General features: G+C 41.7%; 17 protein-coding genes. 9 read left to right on the top strand and 8 right to left on the bottom strand.

Going from position 1 to position 14,609, the window contains the following annotated elements; all coding sequences use genetic code 11:
* The first annotated feature begins 164 nt into the window (after positions 1-164).
* Positions 165-593: a heavy metal-binding domain-containing protein gene (locus tag NIAKO_RS21120; RefSeq protein WP_014220484.1), complete on the top strand. Its 429-nt coding sequence runs from the start codon at positions 165-167 to the stop codon at positions 591-593.
* Between the two features lie 135 nt (positions 594-728).
* Here the strand turns inward: NIAKO_RS21120 and NIAKO_RS21115 are convergent, their stop codons facing one another.
* The 3 genes from NIAKO_RS21115 to NIAKO_RS21105 form a co-directional block, all read right to left on the bottom strand.
* The gene (locus NIAKO_RS21115; protein WP_014220483.1) at positions 729-1,865 is read right to left on the bottom strand and encodes a chromate transporter; all 1,137 of its coding nucleotides are present in this window, start codon (positions 1,863-1,865) and stop codon (positions 729-731) included.
* Between the two features lie 3 nt (positions 1,866-1,868).
* The gene (locus NIAKO_RS21110) at positions 1,869-2,321 is read right to left on the bottom strand and encodes a chromate resistance protein ChrB domain-containing protein (protein ID WP_014220482.1); all 453 of its coding nucleotides are present in this window, start codon (positions 2,319-2,321) and stop codon (positions 1,869-1,871) included.
* 81 nt (positions 2,322-2,402) lie between these two features.
* Positions 2,403-3,242: a chromate resistance protein ChrB domain-containing protein gene (locus NIAKO_RS21105; protein WP_014220481.1), complete on the bottom strand. Its 840-nt coding sequence runs from the start codon at positions 3,240-3,242 to the stop codon at positions 2,403-2,405.
* 315 nt (positions 3,243-3,557) lie between these two features.
* On the opposite strand from NIAKO_RS21105, the gene NIAKO_RS21100 reads away from it, so the two are divergent.
* From NIAKO_RS21100 to NIAKO_RS21080, 5 genes are all read left to right on the top strand, one after another.
* Positions 3,558-4,007, top strand: a complete 450-nt coding sequence (locus NIAKO_RS21100) for an Hsp20/alpha crystallin family protein (protein ID WP_014220480.1) — start codon at positions 3,558-3,560, stop codon at positions 4,005-4,007.
* A gap of 84 nt (positions 4,008-4,091) precedes the next feature.
* Positions 4,092-5,258 carry a cation:proton antiporter gene (locus tag NIAKO_RS21095; protein WP_014220479.1) on the top strand — a complete coding sequence of 389 codons (1,167 nt, stop codon included), beginning with the start codon at positions 4,092-4,094 and terminating at the stop codon, positions 5,256-5,258.
* Between the two features lie 198 nt (positions 5,259-5,456).
* Positions 5,457-6,320 carry a COG1470 family protein gene (locus NIAKO_RS21090; protein ID WP_014220478.1) on the top strand — a complete coding sequence of 288 codons (864 nt, stop codon included), beginning with the start codon at positions 5,457-5,459 and terminating at the stop codon, positions 6,318-6,320.
* A gap of 12 nt (positions 6,321-6,332) precedes the next feature.
* Positions 6,333-7,349, top strand: coding sequence for an ABC transporter ATP-binding protein (locus tag NIAKO_RS21085; protein WP_014220477.1), 1,017 nt, complete (start codon positions 6,333-6,335; stop codon positions 7,347-7,349).
* Positions 7,294-8,316, top strand: a complete 1,023-nt coding sequence (locus tag NIAKO_RS21080) for an ABC transporter permease (RefSeq protein ID WP_014220476.1) — start codon at positions 7,294-7,296, stop codon at positions 8,314-8,316. The genes NIAKO_RS21085 and NIAKO_RS21080 overlap by 56 nt, the downstream gene beginning before the upstream one ends.
* 44 nt (positions 8,317-8,360) lie before the next feature.
* Here the strand turns inward: NIAKO_RS21080 and NIAKO_RS21075 are convergent, their stop codons facing one another.
* Both NIAKO_RS21075 and NIAKO_RS21065 read right to left on the bottom strand, forming a co-directional pair.
* The gene (locus NIAKO_RS21075) at positions 8,361-8,666 is read right to left on the bottom strand and encodes a sensor histidine kinase (protein WP_041347101.1); all 306 of its coding nucleotides are present in this window, start codon (positions 8,664-8,666) and stop codon (positions 8,361-8,363) included.
* Positions 8,667-9,058: 392 nt separating this feature from the next.
* On the bottom strand, positions 9,059-9,697 hold the full coding sequence (locus tag NIAKO_RS21065) for a sensor histidine kinase (RefSeq protein ID WP_014220475.1): 639 nt from the start codon (positions 9,695-9,697) through the stop codon (positions 9,059-9,061).
* A 459-nt stretch (positions 9,698-10,156) separates the two neighbouring features.
* Here NIAKO_RS21065 and NIAKO_RS21060 point away from each other — a divergent pair, with 459 nt between their 5' ends.
* Together NIAKO_RS21060 and NIAKO_RS38650 are read left to right on the top strand one after the other, a co-directional pair.
* Positions 10,157-11,047 carry a helix-turn-helix domain-containing protein gene (locus NIAKO_RS21060; RefSeq protein ID WP_014220473.1) on the top strand — a complete coding sequence of 297 codons (891 nt, stop codon included), beginning with the start codon at positions 10,157-10,159 and terminating at the stop codon, positions 11,045-11,047.
* Between the two features lie 267 nt (positions 11,048-11,314).
* Positions 11,315-11,542 (top strand): hypothetical protein, encoded by a 228-nt coding sequence (locus NIAKO_RS38650; protein WP_133055265.1) that lies wholly within the window; start codon positions 11,315-11,317, stop codon positions 11,540-11,542.
* A gap of 31 nt (positions 11,543-11,573) precedes the next feature.
* On the opposite strand, the gene NIAKO_RS21055 is transcribed toward NIAKO_RS38650, so the two are convergent.
* The 3 genes from NIAKO_RS21055 to NIAKO_RS21045 all read right to left on the bottom strand — a co-directional run bounded on the left by NIAKO_RS21055 (position 11,574) and on the right by NIAKO_RS21045 (position 13,587).
* On the bottom strand, positions 11,574-12,479 hold the full coding sequence (locus NIAKO_RS21055; RefSeq protein ID WP_014220472.1) for a helix-turn-helix domain-containing protein: 906 nt from the start codon (positions 12,477-12,479) through the stop codon (positions 11,574-11,576).
* A 21-nt stretch (positions 12,480-12,500) separates the two neighbouring features.
* Positions 12,501-13,241, bottom strand: a complete 741-nt coding sequence (locus NIAKO_RS21050; RefSeq protein ID WP_041347097.1) for an SDR family oxidoreductase — start codon at positions 13,239-13,241, stop codon at positions 12,501-12,503.
* 85 nt (positions 13,242-13,326) lie between these two features.
* Positions 13,327-13,587 (bottom strand): hypothetical protein, encoded by a 261-nt coding sequence (locus NIAKO_RS21045; RefSeq protein ID WP_041347095.1) that lies wholly within the window; start codon positions 13,585-13,587, stop codon positions 13,327-13,329.
* Positions 13,588-13,709: 122 nt separating this feature from the next.
* On the opposite strand from NIAKO_RS21045, the gene NIAKO_RS21040 reads away from it, so the two are divergent.
* The gene (locus tag NIAKO_RS21040; protein WP_014220470.1) at positions 13,710-14,303 is read left to right on the top strand and encodes a T9SS type A sorting domain-containing protein; all 594 of its coding nucleotides are present in this window, start codon (positions 13,710-13,712) and stop codon (positions 14,301-14,303) included.
* Positions 14,304-14,609: the final 306 nt, after the last annotated feature.

Below are 14,609 nucleotides of genomic sequence, written 5' to 3'. Positions count from 1 at the left end.
AAGATTGCCAGAGTTGCATAATGATGACAGAAATCATGTACCACTATAATTCGGATCATATCCTGTTATAATGATGATGTATAGCTTTAGGGTAACATAATTCATGTGAGGATGAAAAAATACACTTGCACAATATATTTTCACTAATAATATAAATAAATATCATGAAAAAGATAATCGCCTTAGCCTTTGCATTATTATTCGCAGTACCTGTTCTGTTTGCACAAACAAAAGCTGGCAAAGTAGATACTACAAAACATCCAACATATTACAGCTGCTCAATGCATCCTGATATAGTTAGTGCTAAACCAGGCAAATGTCCTAAATGTGGAATGGAGCTTATTCTTTCCGGTAAGGAACAAATGAAAGCAGTAGCAACAAAAAGTTATCGTTGTCCCGTTCATGTAGATGTATATAGCCATGATCCGGGTAAATGTCCGCAATGTGGCAGAAAACTTCAGCTTTCTGCTAAAGAACAAATGAAAGCTGAGGTTGGGAAAGTTTATACGTGTCCTATGCACCCTGAGGTGGCGCTCAATAAAGATGGGGTTTGCCCAAAATGTGGTAAAGCATTAGTTGAAAAGAAAAATTAGTAAACTGGTTATTGAAACAACATCCCTGATTATAAAGCCTTGTAAATAAATTACAAGGCTTTGTTGCTTAAACATATTGTAAGTGACAAAAAAAGCGAAGCGAAGGTGGAGTTTTTTTATAGTCGTTTTTTAAAGTTACAGCCAGGTTTTCAATACCAGCCCCAGTATTGCTGCAACAACAATAATAATCGGCTCCTGTACCTTTTTAAACTTCAGCAATACCACAATGGTAAGAACAGTAATTACAGCAGAGACAACATCAGTAATTTGCCTTTTTCCCAATACAAATACAGCTCCAATAATAGCACCGATAGCCGCAGCTGTAACACCATCAACAAAAGCCTTTATAGCAGGATGCTTACCATATTTCTTGAAATAAGGAGCCGGAAGAACAGTAAACAGGTAACAGGGCAGGAAAGTGGCAAGGGCAGCTATACAGGCGCCAGGAAAACCAGCAACCAGATAACCGATAAAACCCACCGTAATCACAACAGGACCTGGTGTGATCATTGCCACAGCCACCGCATCCAGGAATTGCTGGTCACCCAACCATTGGTGATCTTTTACCACACCGCCGTATAAAAATGGTACAATAGCCAATCCACTGCCAAACACGAAAGCGCCAGCTTTAAAAAAGAACCAGCCTATTTGCGATAATTTTTCATTTAAGGTAATACTGGTTGTTATCTGAAGTAAAAAAGGCGAAATAAACAATGCTTTGGCTTTTGATTTGGCTGATGCGCTATATAGCCACGTAATTATTCCACCAGCCAGTATTAGCCATAGAATTTCTCTTTCAGTTATAAACGTAGCTACTGCCACCACTACAGCTATCCCCCATAATAACCAATTCTTTCCCAGGCTTTTTTTAGATAGCTTATAACTGCTAATGGCAATTATGCCAATTACAGCAGCACCAATACCATAAAAAACAGCCTGCATCCAGGGTAATCCACCCGCTTTTACATAAGCATATCCTATTCCTAAAACCATTAAGAAAGAAGGCAACACAAAAGCAAGTCCAACAAGCGTTGCGCCAATAACCCTGTAGTGTACATAGCCAAGGTATATGGATAACTGAGCAGCTAACGGCCCTGGCGCTAATTGGGCAAGTGCCAAACCTTCTTTATAGTCCTCTTCCGTGATCCAATTACGTTTTTCAACCAGGTCACGATGCATATAACCAACTAATGCTACCGGCCCCCCAAAGCCTATAGTTCCCAGCTTTAGAAAATATACAATCAGGTCTTTTAATTTGTAAGTAGGTTCCATTGGTTATGCTTTATTATTCCAGGTGTGAATTTCTTCCTTGGCGTACTTTGCCCAGCTATACAGCGCATCGTATATTTTCATACCGATTTCCAACTGTTCGTGGTCATTTTTATAATTTACAGACAGGCCGGCCGAAATGGCCCATAATCCGGCAGCCTGTTGTGCCAGATCAAACCGGTGTGTATCGGCCCCGCGTACAATCATAGCTATTTGCTGTACCGCATCATCAGTTATTCCATGCTTTTTCACTATATAATCAAACGTACATTCTTCTCCATAGTGGGTATATTCAACACCAGCTATATCATAAGCAATGGCATTGAGCTTTTGGGCCTCATCAATTACTTTTTCCTTTGGCACATATACGAACTCCGCTTCCTTATCAACAAAACGTTTGATCAGCCAGGGACAGGCAATGCGGTCAATTTTGGGTCGTTCCCTTGTAATCCATTTCATAACCGTAATTATTGATGAACTGCAATGCTACTCAAAAACGGACCTTTAGAATAGAACAAAAATTACCAACTGGTATAGAAATTACTTTTTATCGATGTTTTTCCGGTATTCGGAGGGACTTATGCCGTTATGTTTTTTAAATATCCTGGTAAAATGACTTTGGTCGGAAAAACCAGTGAGATAGGCTATTTCTGTAAGGGAGTAGGTTGGTGTTGCCATTAATTCCATTGCCTTTTCAATCCGTTGTTTTCGAATGTATTCACCGAATGACAGGTTATTGAAATGTTTGGAAAACTCCCGCGACAGGTAAGACGGGTTGATGGAAAGGTCTTTGGAAAGTTCTTTTAAGCTGAGATTGGTATCAATGTGATCTTGTATGAGGTCCTTAAGCTCCTGCGCCCAGGCCGGTATCTTTTTGCCGGTTCCTTTTTTGCTTTTCAGGAACCTGTTGAATACCTCCAGTAACAGGTTTTCAAATGGCTGCTGGGTATGCTTTTCTTTTTGCAGGTGTTTTGCCCAACTGTATAAAGCATCATAAATAAGCATTCCCTTCTCCAGCAGCTCGTAGTCGTCTTTATGATTGTAAGCAAGACCTGCGGAAATAGCCCACAAGCCGGCTGCCTGCACGGCTATTTCATGGTGGTCAGTATCGGCGCCTCTTACAACCGGGGCCATTGCGTGTACCGCCGTATCCTTAATATTATGCTTTTTTATCAGGTAGTCAAAGGTGCATTCCGCTCCATAATGGGTATATTCAACGCCAGGTATGTCAAAAGGAATGGCATCGAGCTGTGCTGCTTTATTCAGCACTTCATCAAAAGGAACATAAATGATCTCTCCCTGCGGATCAATAAAACGCCGAATCAGCCAGGGGCAGGCCAGGCGGTCAATTTTGGGATGTTCGCGGGTGATCCATTTCATGAGGTGAATGTAATAAATGATACACAAATATAAACTCCACTCATCTTTTACCTGGTACCATTACCCGACTAAAAAAAAGCGACACTTGATTCTCAATTAATTATATGGCTCCGACGAATCTGCCCGGAACGATCAGTAAAAAACAGCATAACCTGTCATTTTTTACATAGATAAACTTCCCTAAGCAAAAAAATGACAGTAAAACTGAAATTTATACAGTTCCCGGGTTGCTGGTATACTGCTTGAAGTAAACATTTTTGGATTGACTAATCCATTCAATAAAAATCATTATTAATAATTTAAAAGAGGTTAACTATGTCTGTTATTAAAAGAAATGGAAATAGCCTGCCTGCTTTTCCATCATTATTCGATGATTTCTTTAGCCGTGAATTTTTCAACTGGGGAAACAGTAATTTTTCCTCCACCAGCACTACAGTGCCTGCAGTAAATATTAAGGAGAGTGCCGAGGAGTTTAAAGTTGAAGTGGCAGCCCCCGGCATGGATAAGAAAGATTTTGTTATTACACTGGACGGCAATCAGCTTACCATCAGCTCTGCAAAACAGGGCGAAGAGACAAAGAAAGAAGAGATCTATACCCGCCGGGAATTCAGCTATCAGTCTTTCACAAGAACATTTCAACTTCCCAAAGACGTGGTAGATTCTGAAAAAATAATGGCGACGTATGAAAATGGCCTGCTGAATTTAACGATCCCTAAAAAAGAAGAAGCCAAACAAAAGGGGCCCAAACAAATTGCAATCAACTAATGCATGCCCGCCCAACAGGGCGGGTTTTTTTTATCATTTTTATTGAGATTACGTATAAACCTGTAAAGCATATTCAGTAATGATATGAATACGGTATTGGCTACGATTTGTCTGGCATGCCTGGTGATCTTATTGCTCATACTGCTGCTAAAAAAAATTGGGCAGCCTTATCTCATCGCATACCTGATAGCTGGTGTTTTGCTGCGACCCGTTTTATCCGGTTTAATCCCTGGCAATGTAGAAGTAGAACAGGCAGGGCAACTAGGTTTGTTGTTTTTGATGTTTTTCCTGGGTATGGAAATGAAGATCCCCGACGAGCGAAGCCTGCTTCTTAAACCGGTAATTGCCCAGTCCATAAAAATATTGCTTAGTATAGGTTTCGCTTTCCTGCTGGGTTACTTTTTTCATTTGAAGATCTATTATACCCTTACGCTGGCAGCTCTGTTTAATTTTAACAGCACTGCTATTGTGGGTGAATACCTCAGCCGCAATAAGGAACTAAATACCTCGTTTGGCACTATTATTCTGAATATATTACTGCTGCAAGACCTGATGGTTGCTCCCACCACAGCCCTGTTCCGGTTTATGGGTGTTGGCGCTGTTTCTGTTGGTAAATTTATTGTTGCCATTCTTGTATGTGCAGCTATAATCATTCTTTTAAGGGCTGTGCGTTACCGCGCTTTTTTTCGGTCTTCCATGCTCAATGGGTTAAAGTCAGACCATGAGCTCCAGGTTTTCCTTGGGTTATTGCTCTCTCTTGGATTTGGCGCATTGGCAGATGTGGCTGGTTTAAACAGTGCTATTGGTAGTTTTGTAGCCGGATTGTGTATTGGCAGAACGGTTGCTTTTAACTGGCTCGAACATTCGTTACAACCATTCAGGGTGTTTTTTGTAGCCCTGTTTTTTATGACTATTGGGTTACAATTCGATTTAGAGTATTTGCTGCAGCATGGAGGTATTATCCTGGGCGGTGCATTACTTGTATTGGTTAGCAATTCGCTGTTGTCGGCAATTGTTTTTCGCTTATTGGGTTATGACTGGCAGCAAAGCCTGTATGCAGGCGCATTGCTTGCCCATACAGGTGAATTTGGTTTAATGGCCTGTTCACTTGCCTATAATCTTCATGCCATTGACAGTACATTTTATAAAGCTGCCATTGCTATAACGGGAACAACTTTGTTATTGTCTGCCACGTGGATCAATATTTTGAAACTACTATCCAGGGCAGCAATACTTAGATGGCAGAAGTGAAACCCTGCAGGCCCTACTTAACGCCATGAACAGGGAATTGGAGCAGTTTGCCTATGTAGCGAGCCACGACCTGCAGGAACCCCATCAGAATTTCTAAAATTTTTTTGGAGGAAATGTAATTCCTAATTTAAATTAGCGTGCCTTTTTTCAAGGCGCTTTTATTATCATTAATAAATACTAAAACTGTTTGTTAATCTTATGTTAGCGCAACATCGTCTGCCCCGGCGAATCGAAGGCCGTGGACCAATGCCCCTTTTTATTCTTTTCTTTTTGGTACTCAATTTTTTATTTTTAAAAGCGGCAACTGCCCATTCCGGGCCCGGTAACAATTCCTCTTTTACCGTCCGGTTAATGAACCTCGAGGCTAATGCAAAAGAAACGTTTCGCTATAATGCATCGCTTCACAATGGTCAAAGCCGTGCTGTTATTTATGAGTTCCAGGCTGCAGCGCCACCAGGCTGGATAAGCAGTTTTCGTGTAGATGGTATGCAGGTGACCTCCTTCCGGCTCGATTCAAACAAAACCCAGGACATTTCCATTGAACTAACGCCATCAGCTACCGTGAAGCCTGGTAAGTATGCGATTCCTGTTACCGCTGTTGGCGACCAGGGCAAGCTCGAGTTAAACCTTGAAGCGGTAGTAAAAGGTGCTTATGTACTGGAATTAACCACGCCAACCGGGTTGTTGAGCGGCGAAATAACGGAAGGTGACCGTAAGCCGGTTTATCTAACTGTAAAAAATCAGGGCAGTTTGCCACTTGATAATGTAGATTTGTCTGCACAGACGCCTGCAAAATGGAGTGTGACTTTTGAACCGGCGAAGCTCGACAGGCTTGATGCCGGAAGTACTGTCAATGTAACTGCTTACATAAATGTTCCTGATAAAACCATTGCGGGCGACTATGTAACTACATTAACCGCAGGCAATGCCAACGCCTCATCCAACACCTCTTACCGGTTAACCGTAACTACCAGCTGGCTGGCCGGCTGGGTGGGAATGTTGATCATCCTGGGCGCCGTTGGTATGGTGTATTTCCTCATTCGAAAATATGGTAGAAGATAAGTAACTGTCAATATGGAAAATCCTGTCATTGAATTAACGGGGTTGTCTAAATTGTATGGTTCGCTGAAAGCAGTAGACAACCTCTCATTAACAATAAACAGAGGCGAGATCTATGGCCTGCTTGGGCCAAACGGTGCAGGAAAAACAACCACCATTTTAATGATGCTGGGGCTCACAGAGCCCTCCGCGGGAACCGTTACTGTTTGCGGGTATAATGCAACCAGCAACCCGGTGGCAGTGAAAAAGAAGGTGGGTTACATGCCCGATAATATGGGGTTCTACGACGGTATGAGCGCGCTCGATAACCTCGTGTATATGGGCCGGTTGAATGGCATCCCCGAATCATCGGTGCGCAGGCGCGCCATGGAAATGATGGACCTGGTGGGCCTGGGCCAGGCGATCAATAAAAAAGCCGCTGCTTATTCCCGGGGGATGAAACAGCGATTGGGTTTGGCCGAAGTACTCATCAAACAACCCGAGGTGATCATTATGGATGAACCTACCTTGGGAATAGACCACGCCGGGGTATCGGCCTTTTTATCACTGATCAGGCAACTGAGCAATCAACAGAATATAACGGTGCTGTTGTCCTCACATCACCTTAACCAGGTGCAGCAGGTGTGTGACCGGGTAGGTATTTTTGTGGAAGGAAAGCTGCTGGCAAACGATCATATCGCCCGTTTGTCCAACCACCTGTTCGCCCGTGATGCACATGTGGTCACGATCACTTTTGACGATAATATAAGCAACAGGGATGAATATCACGCCGCATTAATGAGCATGGAAGGGGTGACCCGGGCAACGATAAGCGAAAAGGCAATTGAAGTGTCGTGCACAAGAAATGCCACCCCGGAATTTGTGCGGTATTTTGTTGCAAAAGGCCTCAACATTATGGGGGTACATCAAAAAGAATATGGCCTCGAAGAGATCTATCAACGTTATTTTGAAAATAATTTAACCGAAAAAGAATCTAATGGAAAGCCAGGTAATTTATTTCAAAGATCTTTTTTCAAAAAAATTAAAAAGTGAGTTGTCCCGTCCTGGCAGCGTTTCACCGTTTGCTGTTATGGTAAGAAAGGAGATAGGTGACCTTGTCAGAAGCTGGCGGTTCATTGTATTATTGGCCTTGATCGTATTGACCTTTATAGGATCGATGTATGTGTCACTGGCCAATCTTAAAACAGCTGTCACAGGGCCCATGGAAGAAGGCCGCCTGTTATTGTATCTGAAAATACTAACTACCACCGATGGATCGCTTCCTTCATTTCATATATTCATGAGTTTTCTGGGCGCCATTTTAGGGATAGGGTTGGGTTTCGATGCAGTAAATGCTGAACAGCAGAATGGAACGCTTATCAGGTTGTTGGCGCAACCTGTTTATCGCGATAACCTGTTGCTGGCGAAGTTTATCAGTCCGGTCATTGTTATCACAACCTTGTTTTTATCATTGAGCCTGCTCATGATAGGAGGGGGGCTTATTATAACCGGGGTGTTTGTCGAATGGGTAGAGGTGCTCCGCATCCTGGCATTTGTGCTGTTAACAGTATTATATGTAAGCTTTTGGTTGAGCTTATCCATTTTATTATCGGTCAGGTTTAAACAGGCAACTACGTCTGCGCTTACGGCTATCGGCGTCTGGCTTTTCTTTACCATCTTTTACAAGATTATGGTAAATATGGTGGTAAAAGCTTTTTTGCCCGATCCGGCCTTTCTGTCGCAGGGGGATGCGCTTTATTACAATGATATCATCCTGAATTTGCTCAGAATTTCGCCGGGTCAGTTATATGCAGATGCAACTACCGTGCTTTTATTACCCTCGGTAAGAAGTCTGGGACCGTTAACTATGGAACAGATGGCAGGGGCCATACCCACACCGTTGTCATTCCGGGAAAGTGTATTGATCGCCTGGCCGCAAATAACCGGTCTGCTCGCCGCAACTGTCTTGTGCTTTGCGCTTTCGTATTATTGGTTTATGCGGCGGGAGATCAGGGGATAAGCAGTTTCGGGGCAACAACCGCGCCAGCCATGATGGTTGAATCGCTATTTATCAAATGTTACCTGCAACAAACAGCCCTCACCAGGAGCTGATTGGATCTTTACCTTTCCATTGAATACTTCGGCGCGGTTTATAATGTTGGTTAACCCAATGCCTTTATGTTTGGCGGCAGGATCGAACCCTTTACCATTATCCATGATCATAAGGGTAAGTTTTTTTCTATGCTGTTTTATGCTAAGGTCAATGCGGCGGGCGTTGGCATGTTTTAGGATATTGCTTATTTGCTCCTGTATAATGCGGTAGATGGTAAGCTTCAGACCGTTATCAAGCTTCGACTGGTTAATCACCATCGCCGGCTGCCGTTCTTTTTAAGCTGGCTTTTACATCCTGCAGATCATCCGATGAGCATAAACCAAAGCAGCCCGCTAAACAATGGAGAAAATCAATGCTTTATAAAGGCATTATTCCCCGGATGGAAAGCGATTTTTTAAAGAGAGATTCTAAAGAGCATAATCTGAGAAAGACAGATCTGCAAAAAATAACAACGGCTGAATGGGAAACGGTAATATTGTACTTACCTGCAATTGCTTTTACTTCATCGTTCTTAAATAGGGATCGCAATTGAAATAGCATATTTTAATCCATATTTTTTAAAAATAATTATTACGGCTATCTGACATCAGCAAGCCGGTGCTCATAACAAATTGTTGATTTGAAAAAAGCTAGTCAATCATGGTATATCTTATTGGTTTTCATCGATAGGTAAGTGTATTTTTATATAAGTTCCTTCACCGTTTCTGGAATTGATATGAATGTGCCCCCCTAACTCATTTACTCTTTGCAGCATGTTTGCAATTCCGAGCCCGTCACGATGATGTTCCGGATCAAACCCTTTTCCGTTGTCCCTCGTCATTAGTACTGCTTGGCCATTTCCAGCTTGCAGTGTAATAAGGATCTTGCTGGCAGCCGCATGTTTTGAAATATTCTGCAATTGCTCCTGAACAATGCGAATCAAATGTACTTTCTGGTTGTTTTTCAATAATAGTTCAAGCCGCATGTCATATTTCAGCACAATTCGTAAACCGCAACCAGTTTTAAAATTTTCAACCAGTGAGCTTAAGGTATCCTTCAGTTCAAAATCCCTGTCAGCTTTTTTTTCAATAGAATGACTTAAATTACGTACTTCAATAATGAGATCGTTTAATATCTCTGACACTTTTTTCAGTTCAACTGAATGTTGGTTAATATCCTGCAGACAATAATCTAAAAGCAATTTTGCAGCCGTAAGGCTTGGACTAATATGGTCGTGAAGCTCAGCTGAAATGTCGTGCGCCATTTTTTTTAGAATGGAGATTTCAAATAACCCTGAAGCAACTGGCATATAGAAAATATTTGAGTTAGGTCTTGTTGATGAAAATATCTTTTTCCAATTATCTATAAAATTTCCACATCTATGCCAGAAGTTTATTAATAGATTTTGACGGAACAGATCGAAGTATAAAAGCACTGGATGGCATTTGGAAAAAAGGGGGTTCTAAATGAAGCCCCCTTTAGATACTGGATTTAACAACGGTATAAGCCACGGTGGTTAACCCGGATATTGGATACGTTTTATTATTTGTTCTATTTTTTCATAGAAAGGGGTTTAATCAATTTTTCCCCCAGCTTCAAGTTGAATAGATCGTCGTCAACGATAATGAAGCGCAAGTATATTTTCATGAGTTTTTTTTAATAGTCATCGATCATATATCCAGTTCGAAGCTAATAGATGTTTTGTTTCGCTGCCCTGAGCAAATACGCTTCGTATGGCACAATTCGGACTTTTTCAGTAAATTTAAAGATGGCAGGAAAATCTGTTCCGGTATATGACATTGACAACTTCAACTTTCAGGGGACTGAAAGTGCTTTTTATGCCAGTACATTTCCCGATCATTTGAAACAGCATGCTCAATTTATATTAGCGCCGCACAGGCATTCATTTTATCTTTGTGTATTATTTACAAAAGGAAGCGGGATTCACGAAATAGATTTTAATGCTTATGATATTGTCCCGGGCAGTGTTTTTATGCTTTTCCCTGGTCAGGTGCATACCTGGAAGGTATCAGAAGACATAGATGGGTATATTTTTTTCCACGACAAGGAATTTTATAATCTCAATTTCACGCATGACAAGGTGGAGAATTATCCTTTCTTTAGCAGCACTGAAAATTTACCTCTAATTATATTAAATAAAGAACAGGTTTCCGGTATCGAGATAAGATTCCGGGAAATTGTTAGGGAATACCTGAGCCGTCAATTAATGGGTTTTCAAAAAATATGCTCCCTGTTGGCTGTTCTTTATATTGACTTATCCAGAGGATACCTGCCAATTGAGCAAAGGGCAAAACAAAATGAAACCCAATTAGCGCAGGCCCACATGTTAGAGATATTAATAGAAAGCAATTTCAGGAACATCAAATACCCCAGGCAATATGCCCAGATGATGTTTATGAGTGAGAAAAACCTGAACAGAATCTGTAAAATAACTTTCAACAAAACCACCTCAGATGTTATTGCAGATAGAATTATTCTCGAAGCTAAGCGAATGTTAGTGCATTCAAAATTCTCCATTATCCAAATTTCAGAGGAACTGGGATATATAGACGATTCCTATTTTATCCGCGTATTTAAAAAGCGGACAGGAGATACACCGATGCAATTCATTAAGAGATACGGTAAAAGGAATTACTGAGCGGTAATATTTCTAAAACCAGCCTGGTTCCTTATCCTCCTGCAAGACCGGAAAAACCAAAAGTATATTATGGACTATTTTTCCGTTGCTTTCCTTTCTGCGCATTTTGAATAGGGGAGCAAATTCCTTAATGATCCCCCTCGTCAAAAATTCGTAGCTGTAATCGTATGCTATGGTTTTACTGATGAAAATCCTGGTGCACTTGAAGCAATATTAAATCCACCAGGTTTTACCCACTGCACAGGTCGTAAACCCACCCGTCAGGAGGTGATCGTTAAGTTTTCTGAATTACGTGCAAAGGCGATAGCCAGGCTGGTGATGGACCAGATCAAATCTAATGAAGAGTTCATTCCGCATCCGGCATTAGTCAGCTATCTTCGCCGGATTGGCGGCCATAAGCAAGAAGAACGCGGGATCAACAGCTATCAGTTAGTTCACTTTTATTTTTTTACTGATCAGGGCATGCAGATCCCATTGCAAGCTATCTTACGGTAAACTGCTTCATCCTGTCTGCAATAAATAATGGTTAGTTAAACGACTTTCTAAAAATGGTTGGTGAAAGACTGGTGTGGCGCTTAAATAATTTATTAAAAGACTGTGGGTGCTCAAAACCCAGCTGGTAAGCAATTTCTGCAATAGTTAGCCGGGTAGTGCTTAATATCTCTTTTGCCTTATCGATCAGGCGGTCATGGATATGCTGCTGTGCGTTTTGTCCGGTTAACGATTTGAGCATATCTGTCAGGTATCTTGGTGATATCTGCAAATGAGTAGCTACTTCGAGCACAGTGGGCAGGCCATCGGATTGATTGGCAAAGCGATTGGTCAGGTAGACATCCATTTGACTGATGAGGTCATGATTAACCGCTTTGCGGGTGAGGAATTGCCGGTTGTAAAAACGATTGCTGTAATTAAGCAACAATTCTATTTGAGAAACCAGCACATCCTGACTAAAGGCATCGATATTATTATTCAACTCGGCTTCAATATTTTCAAACAAGCTATTAATCACCTTTTTTTCTTTGTCCGAAAGGAACAACGCCTCATTCACAGCATAAGTGAAGAAACCATATTGATGAATATTCTTTCCCAACTGGTAGTTGCGGATCAGGTCGGCATGAAAATACAATGTGTACCCTTCATAACAACTTTCATCACCAGACTTTGTTACCAGTTGATTAGGCGCTAAAAAAGCCAACCCACCCGCTTCGAAGTCATAATAACTCTGCCCATATTTTACCTGGCCTCTGAATTCTTTCTTAAAAGAGACCTTATAAAAATCTACCAGGAAGCTGCGGCCCGCGTATTTAGGGATGTGGTGCTGTTTATCATGGTTCACCAACGCTACTAATGGATGCAGCGGGTCGGGCATATCGAAGGCACGCATTAGCTCAGAAATATTTTTGAAAATGATGGGTGACTGGATAGCTTTCATGACTTCACGTAAATTAATAATTTAATCCTGTATACTCGGACGAATAACGATATCTCCTATATCTACATTGGCTGGCTGACTGATCGCAAATATCACCGCATTGGCAATGGCATTGGGGGTAATCGCAATTGTCGCTGCTTTTTCTTTAATGGCCGCCCTGGTTGCCTCATCTTTGATATGTTCCGCCAGTTCTGTATTGACAAAACCAGGCGAGATCCCCGTTACCCTGTACAGTCCGCCCGACTCCTGTCGCAGGGCCTCTGCAATCGTACGTACAGCATTTTTGGTGCCTGCATATACCCCCTGAAGCGGCACAATTTTAATACCAGAAGTCGACAGGATATTGATGATATGACCGGACCCTTGCCTTTTGAAGATAGGTAAAGCTGCTGCAATACCATACAGGGTACCCTTTAGATTTACATCGATCATTTCTTCCCAGTCTTCTACCTGCACCTCGTCTATCCGTGACAGATGACTTATTCCGGCATTATTAACCATCACATCTACACGGCTATATACTTCACAGGCCAGGTCCACCAACTTTATCAGATCGGTACGTTTCTTAATGTCGGTCACCAAATAAACAGCTTGGCCGCCTGTTTGTTTGATCCGGTTGACCAGGCTTTCCAGCCGTTCTTTACGGCGAGCGCCTAGTACCACTTTAGCGCCCTGCGCTGCCAGGGTGATCGCAGTAGTTTCACCGATGCCGCTGCTGGCGCCTGTAATAACGACTACTTTATCTTTTATCTCGTTTTCCATCGAACAAAGGTCAGTAAAGACAGCCATGAAAAGTTAGCCTAAAATGTCAAAAGTGTAGCCAGAGTCTCTTACAAACTGAATATTATTAGATTGCCGGAAGAAAAAATAGACAAAGTACTACCGGCAACTCTGCCGGCTCCGGTCCCCGGTTAATGGCAGTGATGCGGATCAATACATCTTCGGGGCCGTCTTTGGCATATTCTACAAACACATCAAAATACCGGTCGTCATTGAAAACACCTGTATCGATCAATTCGTATTCGTAGTCGTTGCGTGAAAGACGGCCATTTGTTTTAATGAGATCACTGTAGGGAAAAGCGTGGTAATTTAAACGGAAGAATATCATTTTTCGATGACAAGGGTCAAACTGGTAAATGACAGTCATCATCACTAAGGGCATCAATAGAAAAGTAACTTCAGTTATTGTTTTCTGGCGAACTAATATCGTTAACTATAAAACAAGAGGTTATGATTGCTGTAAATTTACTATTGCGCGCAGGCTTGTTTTCGATATTGCTCATCCCGTTTAATGATGGGAACCGCCAGCATAACCCCTTTACGTCATTCGACATTGAACTGAATGGCAGAGGCGGAGTAAGCATCCGGTGGAGCACTGTAAACAGGTTTAAAAATGTATATTTTGAAATAGAACGAAGCCGGGAACAAAGATTATGGACAACCATTTCAGTTGTAAATTCCGGATCACAATTTCCATATAGTTTTATTGATGCCCACCCGGAAAAGGGGATTAACTTTTACCGCGTAAAAGAGATAGATACCAATGCGCTGGGCTTATTTTCACCTGTAAAGGAGATCTATGTTAATAAACCAGGTGTATTATCTGTATGGCCAAATCCGGTAAACGATGTGTTGCATATTCGCACTTCTTTTACGAATGGCTCTTTTGACCTTATAGATGTGTCAGGAAGGGTCTTGCAGAAATATACGGTCACTGCATTTACCACTGACGTGCCTGTAGGCAGTCTGCCCGGTGGCATTTACTTTGTGCGGATAAGGTATGATACTAATAAAGAGGCAGTGGAGAAGTTTATAAAAAATTAAGGGTGGCTTATAAGTCACACCCGGATCACATGAAAAAAAACAGCATTTATCGCCCTTCTTTACCGCGTATAAATATGAATGAATTACCAATTTGTTTTTAAATAATACTTCATACTAACGGTAAGCTAACCAGGCTATCGCCCGGAACATTGTGGCAAATAACGGAATTGTGTATGTTAAATACATAAAAATGTATGTATACGATTCTGTTCTCTGCTTACATTGCTTTGTAATAAGCCAAATCCTTGTACCACTCAAACCACAACCTCCAGGCATGGAGGTTAGCATTATATTGCGATAACATAA

The sequence above is a fragment of the Niastella koreensis GR20-10 genome (assembly GCF_000246855.1).
In the GTDB taxonomy this organism is placed as follows: Bacteria; Bacteroidota; Bacteroidia; order Chitinophagales; family Chitinophagaceae; genus Niastella; species Niastella koreensis.
Note: the sequence above shows the minus strand (reverse complement) of the source record. Positions and strands in the feature narration are given on the sequence as shown.

Excerpts from the sequence above, each read along its gene's own strand:
- NIAKO_RS21095 (WP_014220479.1), top strand. The coding sequence starts at position 4,092 with ATGAATACGGTATTGGCTACGATTTGTCTGGCATGCCTGGTGATCTTA.
- NIAKO_RS21060 (WP_014220473.1), top strand. The coding sequence starts at position 10,157 with ATGGCAGGAAAATCTGTTCCGGTATATGACATTGACAACTTCAACTTT.
- NIAKO_RS21110 (WP_014220482.1), bottom strand. The coding sequence starts at position 2,321 with ATGAAATGGATTACAAGGGAACGACCCAAAATTGACCGCATTGCCTGT.
- NIAKO_RS21050 (WP_041347097.1), bottom strand. The coding sequence starts at position 13,241 with ATGGAAAACGAGATAAAAGATAAAGTAGTCGTTATTACAGGCGCCAGC.
- NIAKO_RS21115 (WP_014220483.1), bottom strand. The coding sequence starts at position 1,865 with ATGGAACCTACTTACAAATTAAAAGACCTGATTGTATATTTTCTAAAG.
- NIAKO_RS21075 (WP_041347101.1), bottom strand. The coding sequence starts at position 8,666 with ATGGTGATTAACCAGTCGAAGCTTGATAACGGTCTGAAGCTTACCATC.
- NIAKO_RS21100 (WP_014220480.1), top strand. The coding sequence starts at position 3,558 with ATGTCTGTTATTAAAAGAAATGGAAATAGCCTGCCTGCTTTTCCATCA.
- NIAKO_RS21040 (WP_014220470.1), top strand. The coding sequence starts at position 13,710 with ATGATTGCTGTAAATTTACTATTGCGCGCAGGCTTGTTTTCGATATTG.
- NIAKO_RS21080 (WP_014220476.1), top strand. The coding sequence starts at position 7,294 with ATGGAAAGCCAGGTAATTTATTTCAAAGATCTTTTTTCAAAAAAATTA.
- NIAKO_RS21045 (WP_041347095.1), bottom strand. The coding sequence starts at position 13,587 with ATGATATTCTTCCGTTTAAATTACCACGCTTTTCCCTACAGTGATCTC.
- NIAKO_RS21120 (WP_014220484.1), top strand. The coding sequence starts at position 165 with ATGAAAAAGATAATCGCCTTAGCCTTTGCATTATTATTCGCAGTACCT.
- NIAKO_RS21055 (WP_014220472.1), bottom strand. The coding sequence starts at position 12,479 with ATGAAAGCTATCCAGTCACCCATCATTTTCAAAAATATTTCTGAGCTA.
- NIAKO_RS21090 (WP_014220478.1), top strand. The coding sequence starts at position 5,457 with ATGTTAGCGCAACATCGTCTGCCCCGGCGAATCGAAGGCCGTGGACCA.
- NIAKO_RS21065 (WP_014220475.1), bottom strand. The coding sequence starts at position 9,697 with ATGCCAGTTGCTTCAGGGTTATTTGAAATCTCCATTCTAAAAAAAATG.
- NIAKO_RS21105 (WP_014220481.1), bottom strand. The coding sequence starts at position 3,242 with ATGAAATGGATCACCCGCGAACATCCCAAAATTGACCGCCTGGCCTGC.
- NIAKO_RS21085 (WP_014220477.1), top strand. The coding sequence starts at position 6,333 with ATGGAAAATCCTGTCATTGAATTAACGGGGTTGTCTAAATTGTATGGT.